Source organism: Novosphingobium sp. GV079 (assembly GCF_003058045.1).
GTDB classification, from domain to species: Bacteria; Pseudomonadota; Alphaproteobacteria; order Sphingomonadales; family Sphingomonadaceae; genus Novosphingobium; species Novosphingobium capsulatum.
Genome location: NZ_QBUE01000009.1, coordinates 122,206 through 144,996, shown reverse-complemented (window position 1 = coordinate 144,996; position 22,791 = coordinate 122,206). Strand labels below are relative to the sequence as shown.

Below are 22,791 nucleotides of genomic sequence, written 5' to 3'. Positions count from 1 at the left end.
GGAGCTCGACCATGTCCAACATCGAAATCGGACCGTCGCGGCCGGTTGGTGCGGTCCAGGTCAAGATTGCCGCATCCGATGTGCCGCCCCAGGCGACCGATCCCACGGCGGCAGCCGTAGCCCAGGCCGCGCCTGCTGCCCAGGCCAGCGCGGCCACCGCCGCTGCCACTGTTGCCACCAGCGATGCCACCCGCGCCGGCGAGGTGCCGGTCAGCAGCGATCGCGTCGCCCAGATTCGCCGCGCCATCGCGGAGGGCCATTACCCGGTGATTCCCGCCCGGATCGCCGATGCCATGATTGCCGCCGGCATGCTGCTGAGGACCCCCCAATGACTGCTGACGCACCGATTTGCCACCCCACCGATCTCGCCCGCGCGCTGGGCCAGATGATTGCCGTGCTCAATGAAGAACGCCAGGCGCTGGCTGGCCTCGACATGGATGCGATCATGGGGTGCGCGGTCGACAAGGCGGATTTGTGCAGCCGCCTGGAAACGGTGGCGAGCGAGGCGATCGACGAGGAATGCCGGGGCATGGTCGATGCCGCGCGCCGCCTCAACGAAGCCAACCGCCGCGTGCGCAACCTGATCGCCGCCAATGTTGCCGCGCGGCTCGATGCCCTTACCGGAACCCCCGCGCTCTATCGCGCCCATGCCGGCCAGGTGCGCGCGCACCACGCCCGCACCGCGCGCGTGCGCTGATCCCCACCGGCAAATTTTGTCTGGCGCTGCGTGCCGCTGCCCTTGCCGGGCCGGCCCGCAGCGCTTTTTTGTGCGCGGCAAAGCGCTGAATCCGGCATCCTTTTTCAGGATTTCGAAAAACTGGCACAACCCTTGCTGAACCATCCTTGTCGCGGCGCGCCATCGTCTGGCTTTCGCCGCAAGCACAAGGATGTGGGCCTTGAGTTCAGTGCAAAACTCTGCCGGCAGCATTGCCGATCCGGCAACCGGCGCGATCATGGGCGGCAGCGCACCCCAGGGCGGTGCGGTGCACGCCGCCATTGCGCGCGCGGCCAATGCCACCGGCGTGGACTTTGGCTATCTGCTCGCGCAGGCGCGGCTCGAATCCGGGCTTGATCCCCATGCCCGCGCTCGCACGTCCAGCGCGACCGGGCTTTACCAGTTCACCGGGCAGACCTGGCTCGGCACCCTGGCGCGCCACGGCGCCGATCATGGGCTGGATTGGGCGGGCGATGCCGTGGGCAGTGCCGCCAGCGATCCCGCGCTGCGCAGCCGCCTCTTGGCCATGCGCCATGACCCCCAGCTTTCTGCCCTTCTGGCCGGAGACCTGGCCAACGACAACCGCGTGGCGCTCTCCACCACGCTGGGCCGCGATCCCGACAATGCCGAACTCTATCTCGCGCATTTCCTCGGTGCCGATGGCGCCGGGCGCTTTCTGGCCGGCCTGGCCGCCGATCCCGATGCTAGCGCGGCGGCGCTGCTGCCCAAGGCGGCAGCGGCCAACCGCGCGATCTTCTTTTCCGCCAGCGGCGCGCCGCGTTCGCTGTCGGGCGTGATGCACCTGCTGCGCAGCCGGCTCGAGGCTGCCGGTAGCGGCAGCGCGCTGCCGCCGCTCTCGGGCTCATGGGCGATGGCCGCCACGCCCTATGGCGATCCCTCCGCGCTCGATCTGCCGGGGGCGCCAGTCAGTCAGCCGGCGCCGACCGGCGGCCCCATGGCGCAGGAATTCCAGCAGGCAGCGGCCAATGCGGGCAACCCTGGCGGGCAGGCAGCCACGCCGCGTGCCTCGATGGCCGATACCCTGCGCGATACCTTCGCCCTGGCCGCGCCGGGCAACGCGGGTGGCGATCATGTGGCCCGTGCTTATGGCCGGCTCAAGGCGATGGGGCTCTAACCGATCATGTTCAAGCGTTTTGGCTCGCCCGGTGCCATGGCCCTTCCGGCCGGCATCCTCATGCTTATCGTGCTGATGATCGTGCCGCTGCCGTCGGTGCTGCTCGACGTGTTCTTCGTGGTCAACATCGCGCTGTCGGTGGCGATCCTGATGGCCGCGATGAATGCCGAAAAGCCCCTCGATTTCAGCTCGTTCCCCTCGGTCCTGCTGTTTGCCACGCTGCTGCGCCTGGCGCTCAACGTCGCGTCCACCCGCATCGTGCTGGTGCGGGGCCACGAGGGCGAGGCCGCCGCTGGCCACGTGATCGAGGCCTTCGGCGCGTTCCTGGTCGGCGGCAATTTCGCCGTTGGCCTGTTCGTGTTCATGATCCTGATGATCATCAACCTGGTGGTGGTGACCAAGGGCGCGGGCCGTGTGTCAGAAGTGTCGGCGCGCTTCACCCTCGATGCCTTGCCGGGCAAGCAGATGGCGATCGATGCCGATCTTGCCGCCGGGCTGATGAGCGCCGATGAAGCCAAGTCCCGCCGCCGCGAAGTGGCGACCGAGGCCGATTTCTATGGCGCGATGGACGGCGCCAGCAAGTTCGTCAAAGGCGATGCCATTGCCGCGCTGCTGATCCTGGGCGTCAATATCATCGCCGGCTTCTGCCTGGGGATGATCACCCACGGGTTGAGCGCTGGCGAGGCAGCGCAGCGCTATATCACTCTGGCGGTAGGCGATGCGCTGGTGGCGCAGGTGCCTTCGCTGCTGCTGTCGATCGCGGCGGCGGTGATCGTCACCCGCGTGGCCGATGCCCGCGATCTGGCCGGCCAGATCGGCCACCAGTTTGCCAATCCCGCCACCTGGCTGCCGGTGGCGATCATCCTTGGCGCGATCGGCGCCATTCCCGCGATGCCGCAATCGGTGTTCCTGCCCGCTGCGGCCGGCACCGGGTGGTTGTGGTGGGCCCTGCGCCAGCGCGCCCGCCGTCCCGAGCCCGTGCTCGAACCCGAAGCGCCGCCCAGCGATCCGGCCCGCATCACCCTGGAAGAGGTCAGCGACCATACGCTGGTCACTATCGAGCTGGGCTATGGCCTGGTCCACCTGGTGGACGAGCGGCGCGGTTCGCCGCTGGTCACCCGCATCACCGGCGTGCGCAAGCAGTTGAGCCAGGCGTTCGGCTTCGTCGTGCCGCAGTTCCGCGTGCGCGACAGCCTGGACCTTGGCCCCAACGATTATCGCATCATGCTGGGCGGGGTGCCGCTGGGCGGGGCCACGGTGCGCGCCGATCGCGTGCTGGCGATCGACGCCGGCGAGGCGCGCGGCGATCATGGCCTGATCGGAGAGGCAACGCGCGATCCCAGCTTTGGCTGCCCGGCGCTGTGGATCGATAACCACTTGCGCGATCAGGCCATCGCCGAAGGCTTCCTGACGGTGGACGCCAGCACGGTCATCGCCACGCACCTCAATCAGTTGCTGGGTGAACGGCCGCAATTGCTGCTCGGCCCCGATGAAGTGCGCGCCATTCTCGAGGCGGTGCGCGATCGCGCGCCTGGCCTTATCGAAACGCTGCATCCGCAGCCGCTCTCGCTCGCCGCGCTCACCCGCCTGTTCCACGCCCTGCTCGAAGACGGGGTGACCATCGCCCATCCGATGCCGATCCTGGCCGCGCTGAGCCAGGCCGTGCTGCAGACCACCGATCACGACAAGCTGGTCGATCTGCTGCGGGCCGAGCTGGGCGGGCTGATCGTCGCGCGGGTCTGTGGCCCCACCGAACGGTTGCCCGTGCTCACGCTGTCGGGCCAGCTTGAAGGGATGATCGTGGGCGGAATGCACGATCCGGTCACTGGCCAGCCGGTGATCGAGCCAGACCTGGCGCGCACTATCGGCGAACGGGTCAACGCCATTGTCACCCAGCGCGGCCCTGGCGCAATTGCGCCGGCGCTGATCGTGCAGCCGCGCGCGCGGCGGGCGCTGGCCGCGCTGATGCGGCAGCGCGCGCCGGGTTGCGTGGTGCTGTCGATCGCCGAACTGCCACCGACGCAGCCGATCGAGGTGGTTGCCGTGATCGGCGAGGAGACGCCGACCGGGCCGCCGCAGCTGCCGCCGCCGCTCCAACCCGCCCTGGCGGCGTGATTGCGGCGCCCGCTCCTGCCTCTTCCTGGTCTTCAAAAAAGAAAACGAGACGCCATGAAACACGATCACCGCAGCTTTGCCGCCTCGCGTGCCTATCGTGACGATACCGCCGATCGCATTCGCCGGTTCCTGCCGATGGTGCGCCGCCTGGCCTGGCATGTGCACGGGTCTGGCCATTCCGGGGTGGATGTCGATGATCTGGTCCAGGCGGGCCTGGTGGCGCTGACCGAATGCGCGCAAAAGCATTCCGGCCCCACCGAAGATGGCTTTGCCGCGTATGCCAAGCTGCGGGTGCGTGGGGCGATGGTCGATCTGGTGCGGCGCACCATGCCGCTTTCGCGCACCTCGTCCGATCGGCGGCGCACCTTGCGCGAAAAGACCAACCAGCTGACCATGGAACTGGGCCGCATGCCCAGCGAGCCCGAACTGGCCCGCGCCCTGGGGCTGACCGACACCGAACTGGCCGACCTGCGCGCGGCGAGCGAGCCGGTGCGGATCGAGGCGATCGACGACGCCTATTCCGACAGCGACAGCGCCTTTGCCGACGATCGCCCCGATGCCTTTGCCCAGCTGGCCGACAGTGAAAGCCGCCAACTGGTAGCCAAGGCCATCGCCGCGCTACCCGAGCGGCTGCAACTGGTGATCCAGCTCTATTTCGTGGAAGAACTGAACCTCGCGGAAATCGCCCAGGTGCTGGAAGTATCCGTCCCGCGCGTGCACCAGCTCAAGGCCCAGGCCCTCGACAAACTGCGCGGGGGCCTGGGCAGCGGGTTCGACGTGCTGTGATCGCCTCCCCGCCAGGGGGATCACCAGTGACGGTCATTCCACAAACGACCGTCCTATTCCTCGTCACCCCGGACTTGATCCGGGGTCCAGCTTCTTCTTCAAGCCTTACGCTGCCGCCAAATCGCGACCTGGTGCCAAGATGATTTCACACGAAGCCACGAAGACACGAAGAAAGACGTCTTCATCCCGCCTTCGTGTCTTTGTGTCTTCGTGTGGATTTAATGGAGACGGACCAGCGGGCGCGGTTAAGCCGATCGAGCGCAAATGGCGCAGCCTGCATGGATCGCAAGCTGCCCGTGCTCCCTCCCACTTCGTCATTCCCGCCTGCGCGGTTATCACGGTGGAATGGAATACAAGTGGTTGAACGAGAGCGCTTTATCAGTCGATAACTTCAAGGCGTATGCACGCACGAAAAGCACCGCCCTTGCAGTCCTGTCGGTGCCAAATCTCGACAACATTATAGTATGTGAAATATCCCGTCGACGCATCGATTGAGAGGTATTCTCCCTTGCGCGGCAGGAAATCGAACTCCGCCGTGAACAGCGGTGTCAAGGCGTCTTCGTGATCAAAGGCTTCCACTATTGGCATGCCGGAACATTATCCTGTCGGCTCCCCATCAGCAATGGCGCGCGACCTCGCCCATCCACCTAAGCCCCAGGATTGATCGACCCGCCCAGGCCCAGGCGCTTGCCGTCGGTGATGATCACCTTGTCGCCCAGGCTCGCCACCTTGAACAGGCGCTTGGCAAATTCGTCGGGCACGCCCACGCAACCGTTGGTGGCATAGCCCTTTTCCACCTTTGATCCGTGGATCGAGACGCCATCGTTGGTCAGGCGCAGCATCCAGGGCATCGGCGCGTCATAGAGGTTGGACACGTGCGTTGCGTCCTTCTGGGTGATCGGAAACACGCCGAGCGGGGTCGGCTTGTCGCCATAGCCCTTTAGGATCGCGGTGGCGCCGATCTCGTGGCCATCGCGGAACACCGAGAGCACGCGGGCGGTCAGGTCCACGGTGATCACCACCGGGCCGGCCTGGCCCTGGCTTTCATCCCAATAGAACTGGCCAAAGCGGATCGGCCCATCGATCTTGAGCACGGATTTGACCACGAACGGCGTGTCGGCTGCCGGGGTCTGCACGGCAGGCGCAGCCGCTGCCGGCGGCGTAGCGGCCTGCGCGGCCGGGGCAGGGGCCGCCTCGGCCAGCGCGGTCGGCAGGGCCTGGGGCGCATCGTCATCCCCGCCAGCGAGGCTGCGGGCCAGGTCCTGGCCCACATGAAACGCCAGGAGCATGGCCAGCCCCGTGGCACAGGTGCCCGCACCCAGCACCGCCAGGCAGCGCCACGCAGCCTGGCGGCCCTGCCTGGTCTTAAACCCGTCTTTTCCGTTCGGCCACAGCGCCTTGCGCCACCATGCCGGCTTGCCAGCCATGCCAGATTTTCCTTTCGCCCCGGATAATAGCGTTCGCGCCGACTGTCGCCAGCGCGCCGGGCTGCCTGTCCCGCCCAGGGACAAGCCTTGGTTCTATCGTAAATCACCGTGGTTTCCCAAGCGTTACGGCATGGCGACCGCGCGCATGCGTTTTCAGCTTGGGGCAAGGTTGGCTGTGGCAAAAGGCGGGTGATGATCGATCCCGGCCACATGCTTGGCGCCCTGCCGCCCTGGCTTACCAGCCCGCCGCCGCTGCTTGCGGCAGCGCTGGTGGCGATGGTGCTGGTCACCCTGGCGGGGCTGGGCGGCGGCGGGCTGGCGCGGCTCATGCGCTTTTTCGGCAATCTCGTGCTGCTCGGCGTGTTTGCCGTGGCATGCCTGCGCTTCGTCCATCTCGATCCCTCGTTCGCCCATTTCATGCCCAGCATCGGCCTGCCCGAAGCGCAGGTTTCGGGCGGCGAAGTGCGCGTGCCACTGGCGGCTGACGGACACTACTGGATCGAGGCCAACGTCAACGGCACCCGCACCCGCTTCATGGTCGATACCGGCGCAACGATTACCACGCTGTCGGCCGAAGGCGCGAGCGAGGCGGGGATTGCGGCCGATCCGCTGCGCCTGCCTGTGGTGATGCACACTGCCAACGGCGATGTGGAAGCACAGACCGCGCGGGTGGAAACCTTGAAGTTCGGCTCGATCGTTGCGCGCCACATGGATGTGATCGTCAGCGAGACGACCGGCGGCCTCAACGTGCTGGGCATGAATTTCCTCAACCGCCTCAAAGGCTGGCGGGTGGAAGAAGGCGTGCTGATCCTTACCCCGCGCCACCCGCAGACCGTATAACGCCCGCAAAGGTCAGGCGGCGCCACAGCCGCTCCAGCGGCCCCTGGCCAAAGCGGGCCAGCCAGGCTTGCGGCCAGGCCAGCATGATCGCCCAGCCCAGGATCACGAACAGCGGCAGGCTGCCACGTGGCACGGCATGGGCATTGCCCCAACCCAGCCCCGCGCCCCAGCCGCAGAACAGCGCGCTCATGATCAGGCTGGTACCGAGGTAATTGGTAAAGGCGCAGCGGCCCGCTGCCGCCAGCGCGCGGCCAGGCGCCCGGCGGGACAGCGCCGGCCAGGCCAAGAGCAGCCCGGCGGCATAGCCCAGCGTCATCGCCAGCCGGGGCAGGGCGGCCATGTCGGTGGTCACGGCAAAGGTCAGCTGTGCCGGCCAACCGCTGCGATCGGCCCACAGCGCCAGCGCCACGGTGGCGCCGCCGCCCAGCACCACGCCGCCAAGGGCCAGGCCCAGCATCGCCGCGCGCGGCCAGCGCCCGGTGAAAAAGCCGCTTTTGAACAAGGCCATGCCGATCAGCATCAGCGGAAAGGTCTCGCTGAACGTGTTGAGCGTGGCGGTCAGCGGGAAGGCTGGCGTTACCAGCGTGCGCAAGCCCACGCTCTCGATCCAGCCGGCATGGAGCACCCGCGTGTCGGCCGCCAGCGATTGCGCCACACGCGCAGCGATCTCGGCTGCGGCGGCGCGGTCTGCCGGGGTGCCGATCCCGAAGAGCACGCGCTGTTCCCCGGCAATCGCCGGCAGCGCGGCCAGCGCATCAAAGGCATGGGCCAAGACCAGCACCGGCACGCCGATTGCCAGCAGCGGCAGCGGATCGAGCCGCCGCAGCGCCAGCGCCAGCAAGCCGCACAGCGCATAGGCAAACAGGATATCGCCCCACCACAGCAGGGCATAGTGCAGATAGCCAAACACCAGCAGCCACAGCAGGCGGCGCACCTGCATGGTATCGGGCGACAACCCGCGCCGCTCCACGCTTTGCGCAAACAGCACCATGCTCGCCCCGAACAGCAGAGTGAACAGGCCGCGCATCTTGCCATCGAACAGCAGGTAGCTGATCATGAACCAGATCAGGCCCGGTCTATCCAGTTGGGGTAGCGCCGGGCTCAGGCTGGCCATTTGCGGCCCCCAGAACCCGGTGATGTTGATCGCCAGGATACCCAGCACGGCGCAGCCGCGCAGGAAGTCCAGCGCGGCGATGCGGGGTAGGGGCGCCAGGGGGGCTGGATCAGGCGTGGTCATACCGCGCCCATGCACCGCGCGCGGCCTGCCGGAAAGACCAAACCGTCAGGGCTTCAATGTGATGCAATCCACGCCGGCGCCTTTCAGCGTGGCACAGGCATGCGCGGCTTCGGCCTGGCTGGCAAAGCCCCCCGCCAGAACCCGCGTGATCTTGCCCTCGGCCAGGTCGATGCGCGGGTGCCCGGCCAGTTCGGCCCGGCCACGCACGCGCGCCCACAGGCCATCGGCATTGCTCTTTTGCGAAAAGGCACCCAGCTGGATGCGCCAGGCGCCGGTTGCCGTGGTAGTGGGCCGTGGCGCGCCAGCCGGCTTTGGTGCCGGCTTTGGCGCGGGCTTGGGCGCAGGCTTTGCTTCGGCAGCCGCCGCCGGCTTGGGCCGGGGCGCGGTGGCGGCGGCAACTGATGCGCGCGGCACCTCTACCGGATTTGCATAGCTGGCGCCGGCCATCACGCGGCCGGGCGCTGTCGCCATGGTGCCATCGCCAGTCTGCGCCGGCGGCAGGTCAACCGGGGTCAGCGCGGCGGGCGCGGCGCGGGTGGGCACCGGCGCAGCAGCGGCCATCGTGCCGGCGGGGGCGCCATCGGTGGCTTGAGCGCTCACGCCGAGTTCGGCGGCGGCCAATTCGCGGGAGCGCTGGTCGCTGGTGCGGGTTTCCAGGTCGCTCGCCAGCGATGCGCCCATCTGGCGCTGTTCCAGCGGGATCACCTGGTTCATCGTCTTGAGGCTTTCGATCGCCTGGGGCAGGCCCACGGCCGCCGCCCGCGTCATCAGGGCATAGGCGCGCACCCAGTCCTTGGGCTGGAAATCGCCGTTGAACGCCGCCACGCCCAGCACATACATCGCGCGTGGCTCGCCGCGATCGGCCGAGGCGGTGAGCCAGGGCAGCGCCTCGCTCTGCCGGCCGGTCTGGAACAGCAGAATGCCATAGTTGTCGGCGGCGCGGGCATGGCCCTGGCGGGCGGCCTTGTGGAACCAGTCTTCGGCCTTGGCCATGTCCTTGGGCATGCCGCGGCCCAGCTTGGCCGCCTGGCCCATGTTGAACTGCGCATCGGCGTCGCCCTTGGCGGCCGGCCCCTGCCACTGCCGCACCGCCCCGGCATAATCCCCGCGCGACCAGGCATTGACCCCGTCGCGCACATCGGCCCAGGCCAGCGTGGGAAACAGGGCGGCCACGGCAGCCAGCGTGGCCATGGCGCGAAGCGAAGCGGTCTTGGGGCGCGGCGTGATCATGTTGAACGCGAATCTCTTGCCAGGGCAGGTCGTCTGCGGGCTTTCCCTCAGGCCTCTTGCGCGGAAAATGGTAAACAAGTTTTCCCCCGGCGTCATCGCCTTGATGCGCCCGCGTGCGCTTACGTGGCATTTTGCCAACACCATGGCCGGGCGCTGCCCCAGGCCCCGGAAACACCGGGGGTGTTAACCAAAATTTCAGCGCAATCTGCGAATCCCTCAGGCCTGATCGCACGCCAGCCTCAGGGGGACACATTGCGCGTACTGGCCTTGGCTTCGCAAAAGGGGGGATCGGGCAAGACCACCTTGTCCGGCCACCTCGCCGTGCAGGCGCAACGCGCCGGTGCCGGGCCGGTCGTGCTGATCGATATCGATCCCCAGGGCAGCCTGGCCGATTGGTGGAACGAGCGGGAGGCTGATTTTCCCGCCTTTGCCCAGACCACCGTGGGTCGCCTGGCCCAGGATCTCCAGGTCTTGCGCCAGCAGGGTTTCAAGCTGGCCGTGATCGATACTCCGCCAGCGATCACCATGGCGATCCAGTCGGTGATCGCGCTGTCCGAACTCATCGTCGTGCCCACGCGTCCTTCGCCGCACGATCTGCGCGCCGTGGGCGCCACGGTCGACCTCTGCGAGCGCGCGGGCAAGCCGCTGATCTTTGCCGTCAACGGCGCCACGCCCAAGGCGCGCATCACCGCAGAGGCGATCGTCGCATTGTCGCAACACGGCACTGTCGCGCCGATCACCCTGCACCATCGCACCGATTTTGCCGCCTCGATGATCGACGGGCGCACCGTGATGGAAGTTGATCCCACCGGTCGCTCTGCCGCCGAAGTGGCGCAGCTGTGGAGCTATATCTCCGAGCGCCTGGAAAAGAATTTCCGCCGCACCGTGTTTGCCGTGCCGCAGCAGAGCCAGCCCGGCATGGCCCCGGTGCGCGCGCTGGGCGGCGCTGCGCCGCGTCCGGTCGGCACCTTCGGGCGCCGCGTGGCCGGCTCGTGAGCGAGGGAGACGCAACCATGGGCACGCCTGAAACCAAGCCATTTGCCTCGCTCACCGGATCGCTGCTGGCGCGCAAGGGCGCCGCACGTCCGGCGATGCGCAGCCATGTCTCGCTCGATTGGGCCGGCATCGAACCCGACGCGGCCATCGTGCCTGACGCCGAGCCCGCGCTGCCATTGGCCGAAGTCGTCGCCCTGGAAGAGGCCGGCGAGGATGACAGCCGCCCCGAAGTGCTGCGCCAGATCGCCCAGCTTTCGGCGGTGCTTGACCGCAAGGTCGCGGCCAACCGCCGCGCCGCGCTCGATGTGGAACAATTGCCCGGCAAAAAGGTCGCCTTCACGCTGCGGCTCGATCCGCGCCGCCATGCCCTGCTGCGCGCCTGCTGCACGGCCGAGCGGCGTAGTGCCCAGGCGCTGCTGATCGAGGCGCTTGATCGCCTGGTCGATGCCACGCCCGGCCTTGAAGACGTGCTGGCCCAGTTGCCTCAATCCGAACCCTTGCCCTCCACGCGCGCCGCCCCGTTGCGGCGGCCGCGCTGATGCTTTTGCGGGAAACGCCCATGATGTCCCATCGCATGATCCTCTCGCTGGCCACCACGGCCCTGGCCGCCGGCCTCGTCGCCGGTTGTGCCCAGGGCTCGGTCCATCCGGGGCAGTCCGCCGCCCGCGCGCAATCGGCGCTGACCGGGGGGGAAGCGGTCAAGGCCGTCGCCCTGGCAGAGCAGGCGGTCCTGGCCGATCCGCGCAACCCGGGCTATCGCATGCTGCTGGGCAGCGCCTATCTGCGCGCCGGCCGCTTCGTGGCGGCGCGCCAGGCCTATGACGATGCGATGGAACTGGGCCAGGATGACGGCAAAGTCGCGCTCAGCCTGGCGCTGACCGATATCGCGCTGGGCCATCCCGATGTCGCGGTCGATACGCTCGGCACCCATCGCCAGCAGATTCCAGTGGCCGATTATGGCCTTGCCCTGGCGCTGGCCGGCCATGCCGACCAGGCGGTGGAGGTGCTGACCGGCGCGGTGCGCGGCGGCGATGATACGCCCAAGACCCGCCAGAACCTGGCCTATGCCATGGCCATGGCCGGCCACTGGCGCGAGGCGCGCGACATGGCCGCGCAGGACGTGCCCGCCGATCAGCTCACCGCGCGCATGGCGCAGTGGGCCCAGCTCAACGATCCGGGCAACATGCGCCTGCGCGTCGCCGGCGTGCTCGGCGTGCCCGGCCAGATCGAAGACGAAGGCCAGCCCACCGCGCTCGCCCTCGCCAATTTCCCCGCCGCCGGTGCCGGACAGGCCGTGGCGCAAGCCGCCCAGGCCGCCACGGCACAGGCGGCGATCGGCACCACGCCGGCCAGCCCGCCCGCCGCGACACAGGCTCCGGTGCTCGCCAGCTTTGCCGCGCAGGAACTGCCCGCGGTCGACAATGGCGCGGCCCAGCCCCAGGTGGCCGATGCCAGCGCCGCGCCCACGGCGGAAAAGCTCGCCGCGATCGACATGCCGCCGTCGTCCGCGTCAGGCGCTCCCTCGGCCGTCGCCAGCGCCAACGTGCCGGCCTGGGCCATCGCCCCGCGCCCCGGCACCACCCACGCGGCCGCTCCGGTCATCACCGGCCGCCTGCGCCCCGCCGATCGCGCCGATCGTGCGCCTGCCCTGGTGGCCAAGGCGGCCCAGGCCCGCGTGGCCACGCTCGCCGCGCGCACGCCGGCCATGCCGGCTGGCACCCACCTGGTGCAGCTCGGCGCTTTTTCCACGCAGGAAGGTGCGCACCGCGCCTGGCGCCATTACCTGGCGATCAATCCCGCGCTCAAGGGCTATCGCCCGGTGATCACCGCCGCAGTCGTCAACGGCAAGCAGTTCTGGCGCACCCAGGCCGCCGGCTTTGCCAGCGCCAGCCCGGCGCGCTCGCTGTGCGGCTCGGTCAAGGCCAAGGGCGGCGTGTGCATCGTGCTGGCCAATCCCGTGGCCAACCAGCCCGGCATGGCCCCCACTATCCGCTTTGCCAGCAACCGCCGCTGATCACACCCCACACACGCAAAACGGCGGCGAATCAGCAATGATTCGCCGCCGTTTCGTTTTGTACCGTCTGGCCTGCTCAATGCTTAGAGCGGGTTGTCCAGCTTGATCACGGCTTCGTTGCTCTTGCGCTGCGTGGTGTGCAGCTGGCGCGGCTGGGCAAAGCTGGCGAGCACGGCCGGATCGCGGCCATAGATGTCCTTGAAGCTGCGCATCACGCCGTTCACATCGCGCGCCACGGTGAAATAGGTGATGTAGACCGGGAACGGCTTGGTCATCGGCACCTTGGTGTACTTGCCCGACAGGTTGTATTCCACCGCGGTTTCCTTGGGCAGGTCGGCGCCCAGGATCGCCATGGTCATGGCCAGTTCGGTGGCGCGTTCGGCGCGGATGCAGCCGTGCGAAAGTGCGCGGTTTTCCTGGGCGAACAGGTTCCGGTTGGGCGTGTCGTGAATATAGATGGCAAACTCGTTGGGCATGTCGAGCTTGACGCGGCCCAGCGAATTGCTCTCGCCCGGCTGCTGCACCACCTGGATCGTGCCGTCAGACAGCTGCTTGACGGCATAGTTCATGCGCTTGGCCTTGGCCGGGTGGGCCAGCAGATCGGCGCCCAGGCCTTCGCCCTTCACGATCGACTGCGGCACCGTCCAGGTGGGGTTGAACACCACGTTCTCCACCATTTCCGCCAGCTGCGGCGTCGCGGTCTTGCCCGGCTTGCCCACGATGGCGCGATAGGTGGTGATGATCTGGTTGTTCACCGTCAGCCGCAGCATCTGCTCGGGCACGTTGATCATCAGATATTGCAGGCCCAGGTCATGGGCCAGCCAGCGCCAGCGGTCCATGTTGGCGCGCACCAGGGCCAGCTTGGCCGGCTCCTTGGTGGTCTGCAACAGCTGCCGCAGCAGGGCATAGTCGGGGTGCGTGGGCAGCAGCGCGCGCAGCGTGCCTTTCACGTCGTGGGTTTCGGTGGCCTGGGCCAGCAGCGCCGAATTGGGGTGCAGGTCCTGGTCGGGGTCCACCGCAAACCACTGCTCGCGCGCGGTCATCGGCGTGCGCCCGTCGCGCAGGTCTTCGGCCAGCCACACGAACAGCTTGCTGGCCAGCTGGTTGAGATCGTCGCCTTCACCCTTGGTGATCGCGGCGGCCAGCGCAGCGGGCTGGTAATCGCGGGCAAACAGGCCTTCGCTGCCGATGCCACGAATGGCCGAAAGCAGGTCCTTGGCATCCTGCAGCGTCCACACCGCCACTGGTGGCGGTGCTTCCACCTCGGGCAGGGCAGGGGGCGGCGCGGGCAAGGCTACGGCCGCGCCGGGCGCGGGCGGGACAGCCGGGCTGACAGCGGGGGCCGCGGGCAGCTTGGCCGGCGGCACCTTGGCCGGTGGGGGCGCCGGCTGCTGCGCCTGCGCGGTCAGGTCCACCGGGCCCTTGCTGTCCTGCGTGCGGGCAAGGGCCGGCGTGGCCAGCAGGGGCGTAACAACCAGCGACGTGGCAACCAGGGGCGCCATGGCCAGCGTCGTCGCGCCGAAAAGACGCGCACGGTTGCGGCGCTGCGGCCAGGTCTTGCGGGGGGTCATCGGTTCGAAATTCCCTGTTGCCATTCGGTTGCACGCACGTGGTGCACGGTTCATCTACTGCCCCATGCCCCACCGCCAATCAAGCAGCGAGGCTTTCGCCAAGCTGAATCAGGCATGCACATGGCTGCTTTTCCTTCCAAACGATAAACACGGTTCATCGTTTCCGCCAAACGCATTGGCGCGATGATAGCCAATCGGCCGGCACTCGGCTATGCGCCGCCCATGCATACGCCGCGCCCGCTCCTGCCGATCATCGCCACGTTGATCGGCCTTGTTTTTTTCAGCGTGATGGACGGCGCCATGAAAGGCGCCTCGCTCATGCTGGGGGCTTTTGTTGCGGTGTTCTGGCGCAGCACGGCCAGCGCCGTGGTCGTGGCACCGTTCTGGCTGCGGGAAACGCTGCTGCACCGGAAAGGGCGTTTGCCGCCCCCGGCTATCTTGCGGCTTCATGTGCTGCGCGGTGTGGTCACGGCGGGCATGGGGGTGCTGTTCTTCGATGGCGTGGTGCGCATGCCGCTGGCGCAGGGCATGGCGCTGTCATTCCTGGCGCCGCTGATCGCACTCTATCTGGCCGCGCTGACCCTGGGCGAACGCGTCAGCCACCGCGCGGTGATGGGCTCGTTGCTGGCGCTGGTGGGCGTGGCTGTCATCGCCAGGGATCAACTGGGCGCGGCTCCCGGGCCGGGCGCCTGGCGCGGCCTGGTCGAAATTCTGGCCTCTGCCGTGCTCTATGCGACGACGTTGGTGCTCCAGCGCCGCCAGGCGCAAGTGGCCAGCCCGGTCGAAGTCGCCTTTTACCAAAGCCTGGTGACCGCCACGTCCCTTTCACCCATCGCCCTGGCATGGACGACATGGCCCACCCCGCTCGCCTGGGGCTTGGTGGTGGCCGGCGCGATCATGTCGGTGATCGCCATGCTATTGATGGCCTGGGCCTATGCCCGCGCCCAGGCACAGGTGCTGGTCCCATTGGAATACACCGCGTTCATCTGGGCCGCGATCACCGGCTATGTCGCCTTTGGCGAACCGGTGACGCGTGGCACGGTCGCCGGCGTTACGCTGATCGTGGCCGGCTGCATCCTGGCGGCGCGGCGCGGCGATCCGCATCCCGAGCCGATGTAGGGTGCCTGCTGCGCTGACACGGCGGCAGTGCGGAAAGAGTGGCCTTTGCTGGGCTAGGCGCACTTAGCTATATTTATGGCTAAGGAGATCGCCAATGGCGCAGTTCTCGGTTCACGACGCCAAGACCAACCTGTCCCGCCTGATCGCCGAAGCGCTTGCAGGTGGTGACTTGGTGATAGCCCGTGGCAATGTGCCGGTGGTGCGCCTCGTGCCGGTCGAGCCGCGCGGTCGTCGCGTCTTCGGCGCATTCAAGGGGCAGATCGCCCTGGATGCGCGGTTTGACGAGCCTTTGCCGGACGATGAACTCGGCGGGTGGAACCTCGCTTGAGGCTGCTGCTCGATGCCCATGCACTGATCTGGTGGCCGGCCGGTGACGAGGCACTGAGCCGCTGCGCCCAGGAAGCCATCGCCGACGAGGCCAATACCATTGCCGTCAGCGCGGCCTCCGCTATGGAAGCGGCCACCAAGTTCCGCATCGGCAAGCTGCCCGGTGCAGCCCTGCTGGCGCAGGATTTCGCGGCGATTGTCGCCGGCCAGGGCTTTGCCGAACTGGCGATCAGCGTCCGCCACGCCCGGCTTGCGGGGGAAATGAACATCCCCCACGAAGATCCGTTTGACCACCTGCTGATCGCCCAGGCCCAGGTCGAGGACATGACGCTGGTGTCGAACGAGGCGCTGTTCGATGGCTTCGCCGTGAAGCGGATCTGGTAGGGAGGGTTACTTTCCCGCTTAACCAAGATTTTTGATCCGTGGCGGCCATTAAGCATAAATATCTTTGAAATTAGCGATATTGTATTATGGAAAATATTTATGTAAATATTCCGGAGGAATTTTAAAAATGGAAGAGAAGGTAAAAAATCTCTATATTTATAGACCTTCGATAAATCCAGAGCTTTTTAGCGATAAGGAATTCGAGGAAATAGAATTTCTCACAAAAAATTTCGATAGTATGATAAATATTGTATCTACATTGTGGTGGATATTGTGTGAATATAGAGCGCACAGAAATTCACTGAATTTAAATTTAAGTAAAAAACTAAGTGATGTTTTTGAAATACATAAATATCGGCAATATTTTCATAATTATTTGGTAATGATGGCAAGGGAGGTGGTGATTCAATTGAACGAATACGGAGTTTTGATTTTTACGGCAAACAATGAAATAATTAATAGCTCGAAAAATATTTCAGATATAGCAAGTAAAAAATTGCGCCAAGCTCATCTTAATAATTTTAAGAATGAATTTCCTGGAATTCGTGAGTTGAGAAATTCCTTGTGTCATCCGCACGAATTTAATTCATCTCTGTCAAAGCAAACTCGTAATATTTCTAGTGAAGCTATGGTAAATCTGGGATTGAGTTTAGAACGTGGTATGGGCACATCCGTTGGATGTCTAATGTATCCTAAGGAGGATCATTTTGGATTTTACTCTACCGTGAGTGGTAACGTTGTTGGTCTAGAATTTTCGGAAAAAACAGTGAAAACTCTTTTTGATATCACAAAGGGATATTTTTCAATTTTCTACGGATTGGAACGTGATGGGATGGCTACGCACCGTAAAAACTTGACCTCAAATTAGCTCTGTCTAATTTAAAAACTGGCGGTCGAAAGCTGCAAGTAGTGTGTCGAGCGTCCGGCATTGGCCAGCCGTTCACGGAACGTCCTGATCGTGTTGGCATCTGGTGTGTCCCCGCCAAGATCAAAGTTTACGAGGCGCAGCCAACTCGAGTGGTTGCTAATCAGGCATTTCATGGGGGATCTGAAACGTTGTTTTGCGCGGCGGGCGTCATCCCTTGAGCGGCGTCACTGGATCCGCAGGGTGGCCGGCCGCCGTTACATTATCAAGAATAAGAGATGGCCGCCACCAATCTCGGACGGAGCGTTTTGAAGCCAATGACTAGCGCCAAAACCTCCAGCGGATAACCATCGAGAGAATTACTGCTTCATGTGATCCTACGACCCAACAAACGCCTGTAGTTGCCTCCACCGCTGCATCGCCCTGGGGTGGCGAAGCATCACAAGACGCGTTTGACCAGCTGTACGTGGAGGCGCCAAGATTTTCCGTGCTCACCTCCGCGCACTCCCCCAAATCGACGAACTGCACCCCACGCGAGACAATACTTCTGCTATTGCGTCGCAATAAGCCAAATCCCGCAAATTTAGCCATTTCCCGCCCTTGACGAGTCGGTCCTGACAGCGCATCGCGGCGCCGTTCACGAGAGGCCCGCTGGCTTTCGTTGCCCCCGGACATGGGCTTTGCCCCCGGAACAGGTAGCGGCCTTCGCGCCCGCGGTCCCTCGCAAACGGCAGGAGGATTTCGCTTAGCCATGACCCAGGTCGGACAGGACTCGCTCGGCACGCGCAGCACGCTTACCGTCGGCGGCAAGAACGTCGCCTACTACTCCCTCAAGAAGGCCGCCGAAAAGTTCGGCGATGTCTCGCGGTTGCCCTTCTCGATGAAGGTGCTGCTGGAAAACCTTCTCCGCTTCGAGGACGGTGGCTTCACCGTTTCGGCCGACGATGTGAAGGCCCTGGTCGATTGGCAGCAGAACCCGTCGAGCAGCGCGGAAATCCAGTACCGCCCGGCGCGCGTGCTGCTGCAGGATTTCACCGGCGTGCCCTGCGTGGTAGATCTGGCCGCGATGCGCGACGCCATCGCCAAGCTGGGCGGTGACACCAGCAAGATCAACCCGCTGGTGCCCGTGCACCTGGTGATCGATCACTCGGTTATGGTCGATGAATTCGGCCACCCCAAGGCGTTCGAACAGAACGTCGAGATCGAATACTATCGCAATGGCGAGCGCTACGACTTCCTCAAGTGGGGTTCCAAGTCGCTTTCCAACTTCCACGCCGTGCCCCCGGGCACCGGCATCTGCCACCAGGTCAACCTGGAGCACATCGCCCAGACGGTGTGGACCAGCGAAGACCAGGACGGCAACCTGGTCGCCTATCCCGACACCTGCGTCGGCACCGACAGCCACACCACCATGGTCAATGGCCTGGGCGTGCTGGGCTGGGGCGTGGGCGGCATCGAAGCCGAAGCGGCCATGCTCGGCCAACCGGTTTCCATGCTCATCCCCGAAGTGGTGGGCTTCAAGTTCACCGGCCAGCTGCAGGAAGGCGTGACCGCCACCGACCTCGTGCTGACCGCCACCAACATGCTGCGCAAGCATGGCGTGGTCGGCCGCTTCGTCGAATACTTCGGCCCGGGCCTGGCTGGCCTCACGCTGGCCGATCGCGCCACGCTGGCCAACATGGCGCCCGAATATGGCGCCACCTGCGGCTTCTTCGGCATCGATGAAAAGACGCTGGACTACATGCGCCTCACTGGCCGCGATGAAGACCAGATCGCGCTGGTTGAAGCCTATGCCAAGGAGCAGGGCTTCTGGATCGATCCTTCGGTCGAGCCGGTGTTCACCTCCACGCTCGAACTCGACCTGTCGACCGTCGTGCCTTCGCTCGCCGGCCCCAAGCGCCCGCAGGACAAGGTCGAGCTGCCGCAGGTGGACGACGTGTTCAACCAGGATCTGGGCGAAGTCTACAAGAAGACCCAGTCGCGCGTGGCCGTCGACGGCAAGGACCATGACATCGGCGACGGTGACGTGGTGATCGCCGCCATCACCAGCTGCACCAACACGTCGAACCCCGGCGTGCTGATCGCGGCCGGCCTGGTCGCCAAGAAGGCAGACGAGCTGGGCCTCAAGCCCAAGCCCTGGGTCAAGACCTCGCTGGCACCGGGCTCGCAGGTGGTGACCGACTACCTCGAAAAGGCCGGTCTCCAGTCGCACCTCGACAACATCGGCTTCAACCTGGTCGGTTACGGCTGCACCACCTGCATCGGCAACTCCGGCCCGCTGGCCGAGCCGATCAGCAAGGCGATCAACGAGAACGGCATCGTCGCCGCCTCGGTGATCTCGGGCAACCGCAACTTCGAAGGCCGCGTCAGCCCCGACGTGCGCGCCAACTTCCTGGCCTCGCCGCCGCTGGTTGTCGCCTATGCGCTCAAGGGCACGGTGGTCGAAGACTTCACCACCACCCCGATCGGCACGAGCAAGGACGGCGCCGCCGTCTATCTCAAGGACATCTGGCCGACCAACGCCGAGGTTCACTCGGTCATGTCGGGCGCGATGAACCGCGCAATGTTCCAGGCCCGCTATGCCGACGTCTACAAGGGCGACAAGCACTGGCAGGCGATCAACGTGACGGGTTCGGAAACCTACTCGTGGCGCGCCGGGTCGACCTATGTCGCCAACCCGCCGTACTTCGAAGGCATGACCATGACGCCGGCCCCGGTGTCCGACATCGTCGGCGCCAAGCCGCTGCTGATCCTGGGCGATTCGATCACCACCGACCACATCTCGCCGGCCGGCTCGATCAAGGCCGATAGCCCGGCGGGCAAGTGGCTGCAGGATCACCAGGTCGCCAAGGCTGACTTCAACTCCTATGGCGCGCGCCGTGGCCATCACGAAGTGATGATGCGCGGCACCTTTGCCAACATCCGCATCAAGAACGAAATGGTCCCCGGCACCGAAGGCGGCTTCTCGCGCTATGGCGACGAAGTGGGCGCGGTCTATGACGTGGCGCAGAAGTACAAGGCCGATGGCACGCCGATGGTGGTCATCGCCGGCAAGGAATACGGCACCGGCTCCTCGCGTGACTGGGCGGCCAAAGGCACCAACCTGCTCGGCGTGCGCGCCGTGATCGTCGAAAGCTTCGAGCGTATCCACCGCTCGAACCTCGTCGGCATGGGCGTGCTGCCGCTGCAGTTCCTCGATGGCCAGACCCGCCAGAGCCTCGGCCTGACCGGCGACGATGCCTTCACCATCGAAGGCGTCGCCGATCTCCAGCCGCGCCAGACCGTGACCGTCAAGGTCACGCGCCCCGATGGCAGCACGTTCACGTTCGATGCGCTGTGCCGCATCGATACCGCCAACGAGCTGGAATACTTCAAGAACGGCGGCATCCTGCACTACGTGCTGCGCAAGCTGGCGGCCTGATCGCCGCCGGCATCACGCCGGAATGCAAGAAGGGCGGCTCCCACCGGGGCCGCCCTTTTTCGTTGGTGCGGGGGTGAAAATGCCCCTCCACCACCGGCTATGCCGGCGGTCCCCCTCCCCGCCTGCGGCAGGGAGGATAACCAAGATCCTCCCCATCTTTGATGGGGAGGGGGACCACCGCGAAGCGGTGGTGGAGTGGCCATTAAGCCCACGAAAAAGGGGCGGCCTCCCCCCGAAGACCGCCCCTTCCGTGGAGCCCGACAGAACCGGGCTTGACCGTGTTTCAAGCCGGCTTGCGGCTCCGGCCCCAGCGCTGGCGTGCAACCAGCGCGGCGGCTGCGGCGCCGAACAGCAGAACCATCGATGGTTCGGGCACGTCGGTGCCGCCAGTGGTCGTCCCGCTGCTCGTCGATCCGCTGGACGAAGACGAGGTGGAGCTGGACGAACTGGTGGAGCTGGAGGAACTCGTCGAGCTGGAGGTCGACGAGGAGGTGGAGGACGACGTCGACGAGGAGGTGCTGCTGCTCGTCGAGGACGACGTGCTGACATTGCCCGACGAGGTCGAGGTCGAGGAACTGGTCGACACGTTGCCGGACGAGGTGCTGACGTTGCCGGAAGAGGTCGAGACATTGCCGGACGAGGTGCTCACGTTCCCGCTCGAGGTGGAAACGCTGCCCGAGGACGTCGATACGCTGCCCGACGAGGTCGAGACATTGCCACTGGAGGTGGAGACGTTGCCGCTCGACGTGGAGGTCGAGCCACCCGAGGTCGAGGTCGATCCGCCGGAGGTCGAGCTTGAGCCGCCCGAGGTAGAGGTGGAGCCAGTGCTGGTGGAGGATACCACCACGTTGCCACCGCCACCGCCGCTGCCGCCAAAGAGGCCGCCGAAGAACCCGCCGCCAAAGCCGCCCACCGGTCCGCCGCCGATCACCACCGGAACGCCGCCACCGCCGCCGCCCTGCGCCTGGGGCGGCAGGGGCGCCATGTAGGGCACCGGCGCCATGGCATATTGCTGCGGCGGATCGCACACCTTGGTGGTGGCCGTGGTGACGATCTTGCGCTGGCGGTGCACCACGTGCGGCGGCGCGCGGCGCACAACGCGGCGGGGCTTGGCCTGCTTGATCTTGATCGGCTTGGTGTGGTGAATCTCGCCGGTCGATGGCGCTTCGGACACGTGCACCGCGCCCCCGCCCAGAACTGCGCCGCCTGCCGCGCAGGCCGCCAGTTTTGCCAATGCCATCCTAACCGACATGATCGTTGCTCTCGCTAAATCCCGGGGCCGGCCTAGCAGAAACCACTTAACAGGTGGCTGCCGGCCTTTCCCGCAGATGAACAACGCAGATCATAGCGGCAGCGTCCATCGCGTTAACCTGAAATCGGCACAGCAGCGGGCCATATTTCGTCACTTTTCGCGCCGGTGTGTTAACTCTGTCCCAATCTGGAACTTTTGCTGGCCCGGGTGTTGCCGATTCCGACAGGCAAATCCGCCTATTCGCCGCTGTCGGGGGCAAACAGGCCGGGCAGGGTGCCGGGCAGGCCGCCCGGCATCTGCGCAGTCGGGGGGGTGATTCCCAGGTGCTGCCAGGCCCGATCGTTAAGGCAGCGGCCGCGTGCGGTGCGCGCCACCAGGCCCAGCTGGATCAGATAGGGCTCGATCACTTCCTCGATCGTGTCGCGCGGTTCGGAAAGGCCGGCGGCTAGCGTTTCCACCCCCACCGGGCCGCCCTTGTAGATATCGGCGATCATCATGAGATAGCGCCGGTCCTGCAGATCGAGCCCCAGCGCATCGACTTCAAGCCGGGTCAGCGCCTGGTCGGCCAGGGTACGGGTGATCGTGCCATCGCCCATCACCTGGGCAAAATCGCGCACCCGGCGCAGCAGGCGCCCGGCCACGCGCGGCGTGCCGCGCGCGCGCTTGGCAATCTCGCGCGCGCCCTCGCTATCGATGCCCACACCCATCAGCGTGGCGCCGCGCGTCACCACGCGTTCCAGTTCGGCCACGGTATAGAACTGCAGGCGCACCGGAATGCCGAAACGATCGCGCAGCGGGGTCTGCAACAGGCCCTGCCGCGTGGTCGCGCCGATCAGGGTGAACGGCGGCAGATCGATCCGCACCGAGCGTGCCGAAGGCCCTTCACCGATGATCAGATCCAGCGCGCGGTCTTCCATCGCGGGATAGAGCACTTCCTCGACCACGGGATTGAGGCGGTGGATTTCGTCGATGAACAGCACATCGCCCGATTCGAGGTTGGTCAGCAGCGCCGCCAGATCGCCCGACTTGGCAATCACCGGGCCAGAGGTGGCGCGGAAATTCACCCCCAGCTCGCGGGCGATGATCTGCGCCAGCGTGGTCTTGCCCAGGCCCGGCGGGCCAAAGAACAGCACATGGTCCATCGCCTCGCGCCGCTGCTTGGCGCTCTCGATGAAGATCTTGAGATTTTCGCGCGCGGACTCCTGGCCAACGAACTCGGCCAGCGTCTTGGGCCGCAATGCAGCGTCGAGGTCTTCGGCCTGGGCCTGGGCGGAAAGGAGCGGGTTTTCGGTCATGCGGGATCAGGGCTTTCGGCCAATTCGGCAGCAACGGTCATTGTCCACTGATCTGCCCGTGG

21 protein-coding genes are annotated in these 22,791 nt (G+C 65.8%); 14 read left to right on the top strand and 7 right to left on the bottom strand.

Annotated features, from left to right (window positions below; translation table 11 throughout):
- The first annotated feature begins 11 nt into the window (after window positions 1-11).
- From flgM to C8K14_RS13315, 5 genes are all read left to right on the top strand, one after another.
- Window positions 12-332, top strand: a complete 321-nt coding sequence (gene flgM / locus C8K14_RS13335) for a flagellar biosynthesis anti-sigma factor FlgM (RefSeq protein WP_082350217.1) — start codon at window positions 12-14, stop codon at window positions 330-332.
- Window positions 329-697: a hypothetical protein gene (locus C8K14_RS13330; RefSeq protein WP_022677654.1), complete on the top strand. Its 369-nt coding sequence runs from the start codon at window positions 329-331 to the stop codon at window positions 695-697. The genes flgM and C8K14_RS13330 overlap by 4 nt, the downstream gene beginning before the upstream one ends.
- Window positions 698-905: 208 nt before the next feature.
- Window positions 906-1,850 (top strand): lytic transglycosylase domain-containing protein, encoded by a 945-nt coding sequence (locus C8K14_RS13325; protein WP_233251076.1) that lies wholly within the window; start codon window positions 906-908, stop codon window positions 1,848-1,850.
- A 6-nt stretch (window positions 1,851-1,856) separates the two neighbouring features.
- The gene (locus tag C8K14_RS13320; protein ID WP_107717011.1) at window positions 1,857-3,965 is read left to right on the top strand and encodes a flagellar biosynthesis protein FlhA; all 2,109 of its coding nucleotides are present in this window, start codon (window positions 1,857-1,859) and stop codon (window positions 3,963-3,965) included.
- Window positions 3,966-4,019: 54 nt separating this feature from the next.
- Entirely contained in the window at window positions 4,020-4,751 is a 732-nt protein-coding gene (locus tag C8K14_RS13315) for a sigma-70 family RNA polymerase sigma factor (protein WP_107717010.1), read from the top strand.
- 378 nt (window positions 4,752-5,129) lie between these two features.
- On the opposite strand, the gene C8K14_RS13310 is transcribed toward C8K14_RS13315, so the two are convergent.
- On the bottom strand, window positions 5,130-5,339 hold the full coding sequence (locus C8K14_RS13310) for a hypothetical protein (protein WP_107717009.1): 210 nt from the start codon (window positions 5,337-5,339) through the stop codon (window positions 5,130-5,132).
- A 59-nt stretch (window positions 5,340-5,398) separates the two neighbouring features.
- A complete protein-coding gene (locus C8K14_RS13305; RefSeq protein WP_107717008.1) occupies window positions 5,399-6,178 on the bottom strand; it encodes a L,D-transpeptidase family protein in 780 nt (259 codons plus the stop codon).
- A gap of 192 nt (window positions 6,179-6,370) precedes the next feature.
- Here C8K14_RS13305 and C8K14_RS13300 point away from each other — a divergent pair, with 192 nt between their 5' ends.
- Window positions 6,371-7,018 carry a TIGR02281 family clan AA aspartic protease gene (locus C8K14_RS13300; RefSeq protein ID WP_133726815.1) on the top strand — a complete coding sequence of 216 codons (648 nt, stop codon included), beginning with the start codon at window positions 6,371-6,373 and terminating at the stop codon, window positions 7,016-7,018.
- Here the strand turns inward: C8K14_RS13300 and C8K14_RS13295 are convergent.
- Window positions 6,990-8,255 (bottom strand): DUF418 domain-containing protein, encoded by a 1,266-nt coding sequence (locus C8K14_RS13295; RefSeq protein ID WP_107717006.1) that lies wholly within the window; start codon window positions 8,253-8,255, stop codon window positions 6,990-6,992. The two genes, C8K14_RS13300 and C8K14_RS13295, sit on opposite strands and share 29 nt — an antisense overlap.
- A gap of 45 nt (window positions 8,256-8,300) precedes the next feature.
- Window positions 8,301-9,485, bottom strand: a complete 1,185-nt coding sequence (locus tag C8K14_RS13290; protein WP_107717005.1) for an SPOR domain-containing protein — start codon at window positions 9,483-9,485, stop codon at window positions 8,301-8,303.
- A gap of 252 nt (window positions 9,486-9,737) precedes the next feature.
- Between C8K14_RS13290 and C8K14_RS13285 the strand changes: the two genes are divergently transcribed.
- The 3 genes from C8K14_RS13285 to C8K14_RS13275 are packed head-to-tail and all read left to right on the top strand — an operon-like array spanning window position 9,738 to window position 12,495.
- Complete coding sequence (locus C8K14_RS13285; protein ID WP_062787618.1) at window positions 9,738-10,481, top strand: ParA family protein; 744 nt, start codon at window positions 9,738-9,740, stop codon at window positions 10,479-10,481.
- 17 nt (window positions 10,482-10,498) lie between these two features.
- Complete coding sequence (locus tag C8K14_RS13280; protein ID WP_107717004.1) at window positions 10,499-11,020, top strand: hypothetical protein; 522 nt, start codon at window positions 10,499-10,501, stop codon at window positions 11,018-11,020.
- A gap of 20 nt (window positions 11,021-11,040) precedes the next feature.
- The gene (locus C8K14_RS13275; protein WP_133726814.1) at window positions 11,041-12,495 is read left to right on the top strand and encodes an SPOR domain-containing protein; all 1,455 of its coding nucleotides are present in this window, start codon (window positions 11,041-11,043) and stop codon (window positions 12,493-12,495) included.
- 83 nt (window positions 12,496-12,578) lie between these two features.
- Here the strand turns inward: C8K14_RS13275 and C8K14_RS13270 are convergent, their stop codons facing one another.
- On the bottom strand, window positions 12,579-14,066 hold the full coding sequence (locus tag C8K14_RS13270) for a L,D-transpeptidase family protein (protein WP_107717003.1): 1,488 nt from the start codon (window positions 14,064-14,066) through the stop codon (window positions 12,579-12,581).
- Between the two features lie 222 nt (window positions 14,067-14,288).
- Between C8K14_RS13270 and C8K14_RS13265 the strand changes: the two genes are divergently transcribed.
- The 5 genes from C8K14_RS13265 (at window position 14,289) to acnA (ending at window position 20,182) form a co-directional block, all read left to right on the top strand.
- Window positions 14,289-15,185: a DMT family transporter gene (locus tag C8K14_RS13265; RefSeq protein WP_028657750.1), complete on the top strand. Its 897-nt coding sequence runs from the start codon at window positions 14,289-14,291 to the stop codon at window positions 15,183-15,185.
- Between the two features lie 94 nt (window positions 15,186-15,279).
- The gene (locus C8K14_RS13260; RefSeq protein ID WP_054132407.1) at window positions 15,280-15,513 is read left to right on the top strand and encodes a type II toxin-antitoxin system Phd/YefM family antitoxin; all 234 of its coding nucleotides are present in this window, start codon (window positions 15,280-15,282) and stop codon (window positions 15,511-15,513) included.
- The gene (locus C8K14_RS13255; RefSeq protein ID WP_107717002.1) at window positions 15,510-15,896 is read left to right on the top strand and encodes a type II toxin-antitoxin system VapC family toxin; all 387 of its coding nucleotides are present in this window, start codon (window positions 15,510-15,512) and stop codon (window positions 15,894-15,896) included. Before C8K14_RS13260 ends, C8K14_RS13255 begins: the two co-directional genes overlap by 4 nt.
- A 127-nt stretch (window positions 15,897-16,023) precedes the next feature.
- Window positions 16,024-16,764, top strand: a complete 741-nt coding sequence (locus C8K14_RS22395; RefSeq protein WP_133726813.1) for a hypothetical protein — start codon at window positions 16,024-16,026, stop codon at window positions 16,762-16,764.
- A 748-nt stretch (window positions 16,765-17,512) separates the two neighbouring features.
- On the top strand, window positions 17,513-20,182 hold the full coding sequence (gene acnA / locus C8K14_RS13250; protein ID WP_107717001.1) for an aconitate hydratase AcnA: 2,670 nt from the start codon (window positions 17,513-17,515) through the stop codon (window positions 20,180-20,182).
- Between the two features lie 283 nt (window positions 20,183-20,465).
- Here the strand turns inward: acnA and C8K14_RS13245 are convergent, their stop codons facing one another.
- Both C8K14_RS13245 and ruvB read right to left on the bottom strand, forming a co-directional pair.
- The gene (locus tag C8K14_RS13245; protein WP_233251075.1) at window positions 20,466-21,422 is read right to left on the bottom strand and encodes a PEP-CTERM sorting domain-containing protein; all 957 of its coding nucleotides are present in this window, start codon (window positions 21,420-21,422) and stop codon (window positions 20,466-20,468) included.
- Between the two features lie 248 nt (window positions 21,423-21,670).
- Window positions 21,671-22,729 carry a Holliday junction branch migration DNA helicase RuvB gene (ruvB, locus tag C8K14_RS13240; RefSeq protein ID WP_107716999.1) on the bottom strand — a complete coding sequence of 353 codons (1,059 nt, stop codon included), beginning with the start codon at window positions 22,727-22,729 and terminating at the stop codon, window positions 21,671-21,673.
- Between the last annotated feature and the right edge of the window lie 62 nt (window positions 22,730-22,791).

What these genes read in the sequence shown, in the direction of transcription:
- flgM (WP_082350217.1), top strand. Translation starts at nt 12, where the DNA reads ATGTCCAACATCGAAATCGGACCGTCGCGGCCGGTTGGTGCGGTCCAG.
- C8K14_RS13330 (WP_022677654.1), top strand. Translation starts at nt 329, where the DNA reads ATGACTGCTGACGCACCGATTTGCCACCCCACCGATCTCGCCCGCGCG.
- C8K14_RS13320 (WP_107717011.1), top strand. Translation starts at nt 1,857, where the DNA reads ATGTTCAAGCGTTTTGGCTCGCCCGGTGCCATGGCCCTTCCGGCCGGC.
- C8K14_RS13315 (WP_107717010.1), top strand. Translation starts at nt 4,020, where the DNA reads ATGAAACACGATCACCGCAGCTTTGCCGCCTCGCGTGCCTATCGTGAC.
- C8K14_RS13310 (WP_107717009.1), bottom strand. Translation starts at nt 5,339, where the DNA reads ATGCCAATAGTGGAAGCCTTTGATCACGAAGACGCCTTGACACCGCTG.
- C8K14_RS13305 (WP_107717008.1), bottom strand. Translation starts at nt 6,178, where the DNA reads ATGGCTGGCAAGCCGGCATGGTGGCGCAAGGCGCTGTGGCCGAACGGA.
- C8K14_RS13300 (WP_133726815.1), top strand. Translation starts at nt 6,371, where the DNA reads ATGATCGATCCCGGCCACATGCTTGGCGCCCTGCCGCCCTGGCTTACC.
- C8K14_RS13295 (WP_107717006.1), bottom strand. Translation starts at nt 8,255, where the DNA reads ATGACCACGCCTGATCCAGCCCCCCTGGCGCCCCTACCCCGCATCGCC.
- C8K14_RS13290 (WP_107717005.1), bottom strand. Translation starts at nt 9,485, where the DNA reads ATGATCACGCCGCGCCCCAAGACCGCTTCGCTTCGCGCCATGGCCACG.
- C8K14_RS13280 (WP_107717004.1), top strand. Translation starts at nt 10,499, where the DNA reads ATGGGCACGCCTGAAACCAAGCCATTTGCCTCGCTCACCGGATCGCTG.
- C8K14_RS13275 (WP_133726814.1), top strand. Translation starts at nt 11,041, where the DNA reads ATGATGTCCCATCGCATGATCCTCTCGCTGGCCACCACGGCCCTGGCC.
- C8K14_RS13270 (WP_107717003.1), bottom strand. Translation starts at nt 14,066, where the DNA reads ATGACCCCCCGCAAGACCTGGCCGCAGCGCCGCAACCGTGCGCGTCTT.
- C8K14_RS13265 (WP_028657750.1), top strand. Translation starts at nt 14,289, where the DNA reads ATGCATACGCCGCGCCCGCTCCTGCCGATCATCGCCACGTTGATCGGC.
- C8K14_RS13260 (WP_054132407.1), top strand. Translation starts at nt 15,280, where the DNA reads ATGGCGCAGTTCTCGGTTCACGACGCCAAGACCAACCTGTCCCGCCTG.
- C8K14_RS22395 (WP_133726813.1), top strand. Translation starts at nt 16,024, where the DNA reads ATGGAAGAGAAGGTAAAAAATCTCTATATTTATAGACCTTCGATAAAT.
- acnA (WP_107717001.1), top strand. Translation starts at nt 17,513, where the DNA reads ATGACCCAGGTCGGACAGGACTCGCTCGGCACGCGCAGCACGCTTACC.
- C8K14_RS13245 (WP_233251075.1), bottom strand. Translation starts at nt 21,422, where the DNA reads ATGGCATTGGCAAAACTGGCGGCCTGCGCGGCAGGCGGCGCAGTTCTG.
- ruvB (WP_107716999.1), bottom strand. Translation starts at nt 22,729, where the DNA reads ATGACCGAAAACCCGCTCCTTTCCGCCCAGGCCCAGGCCGAAGACCTC.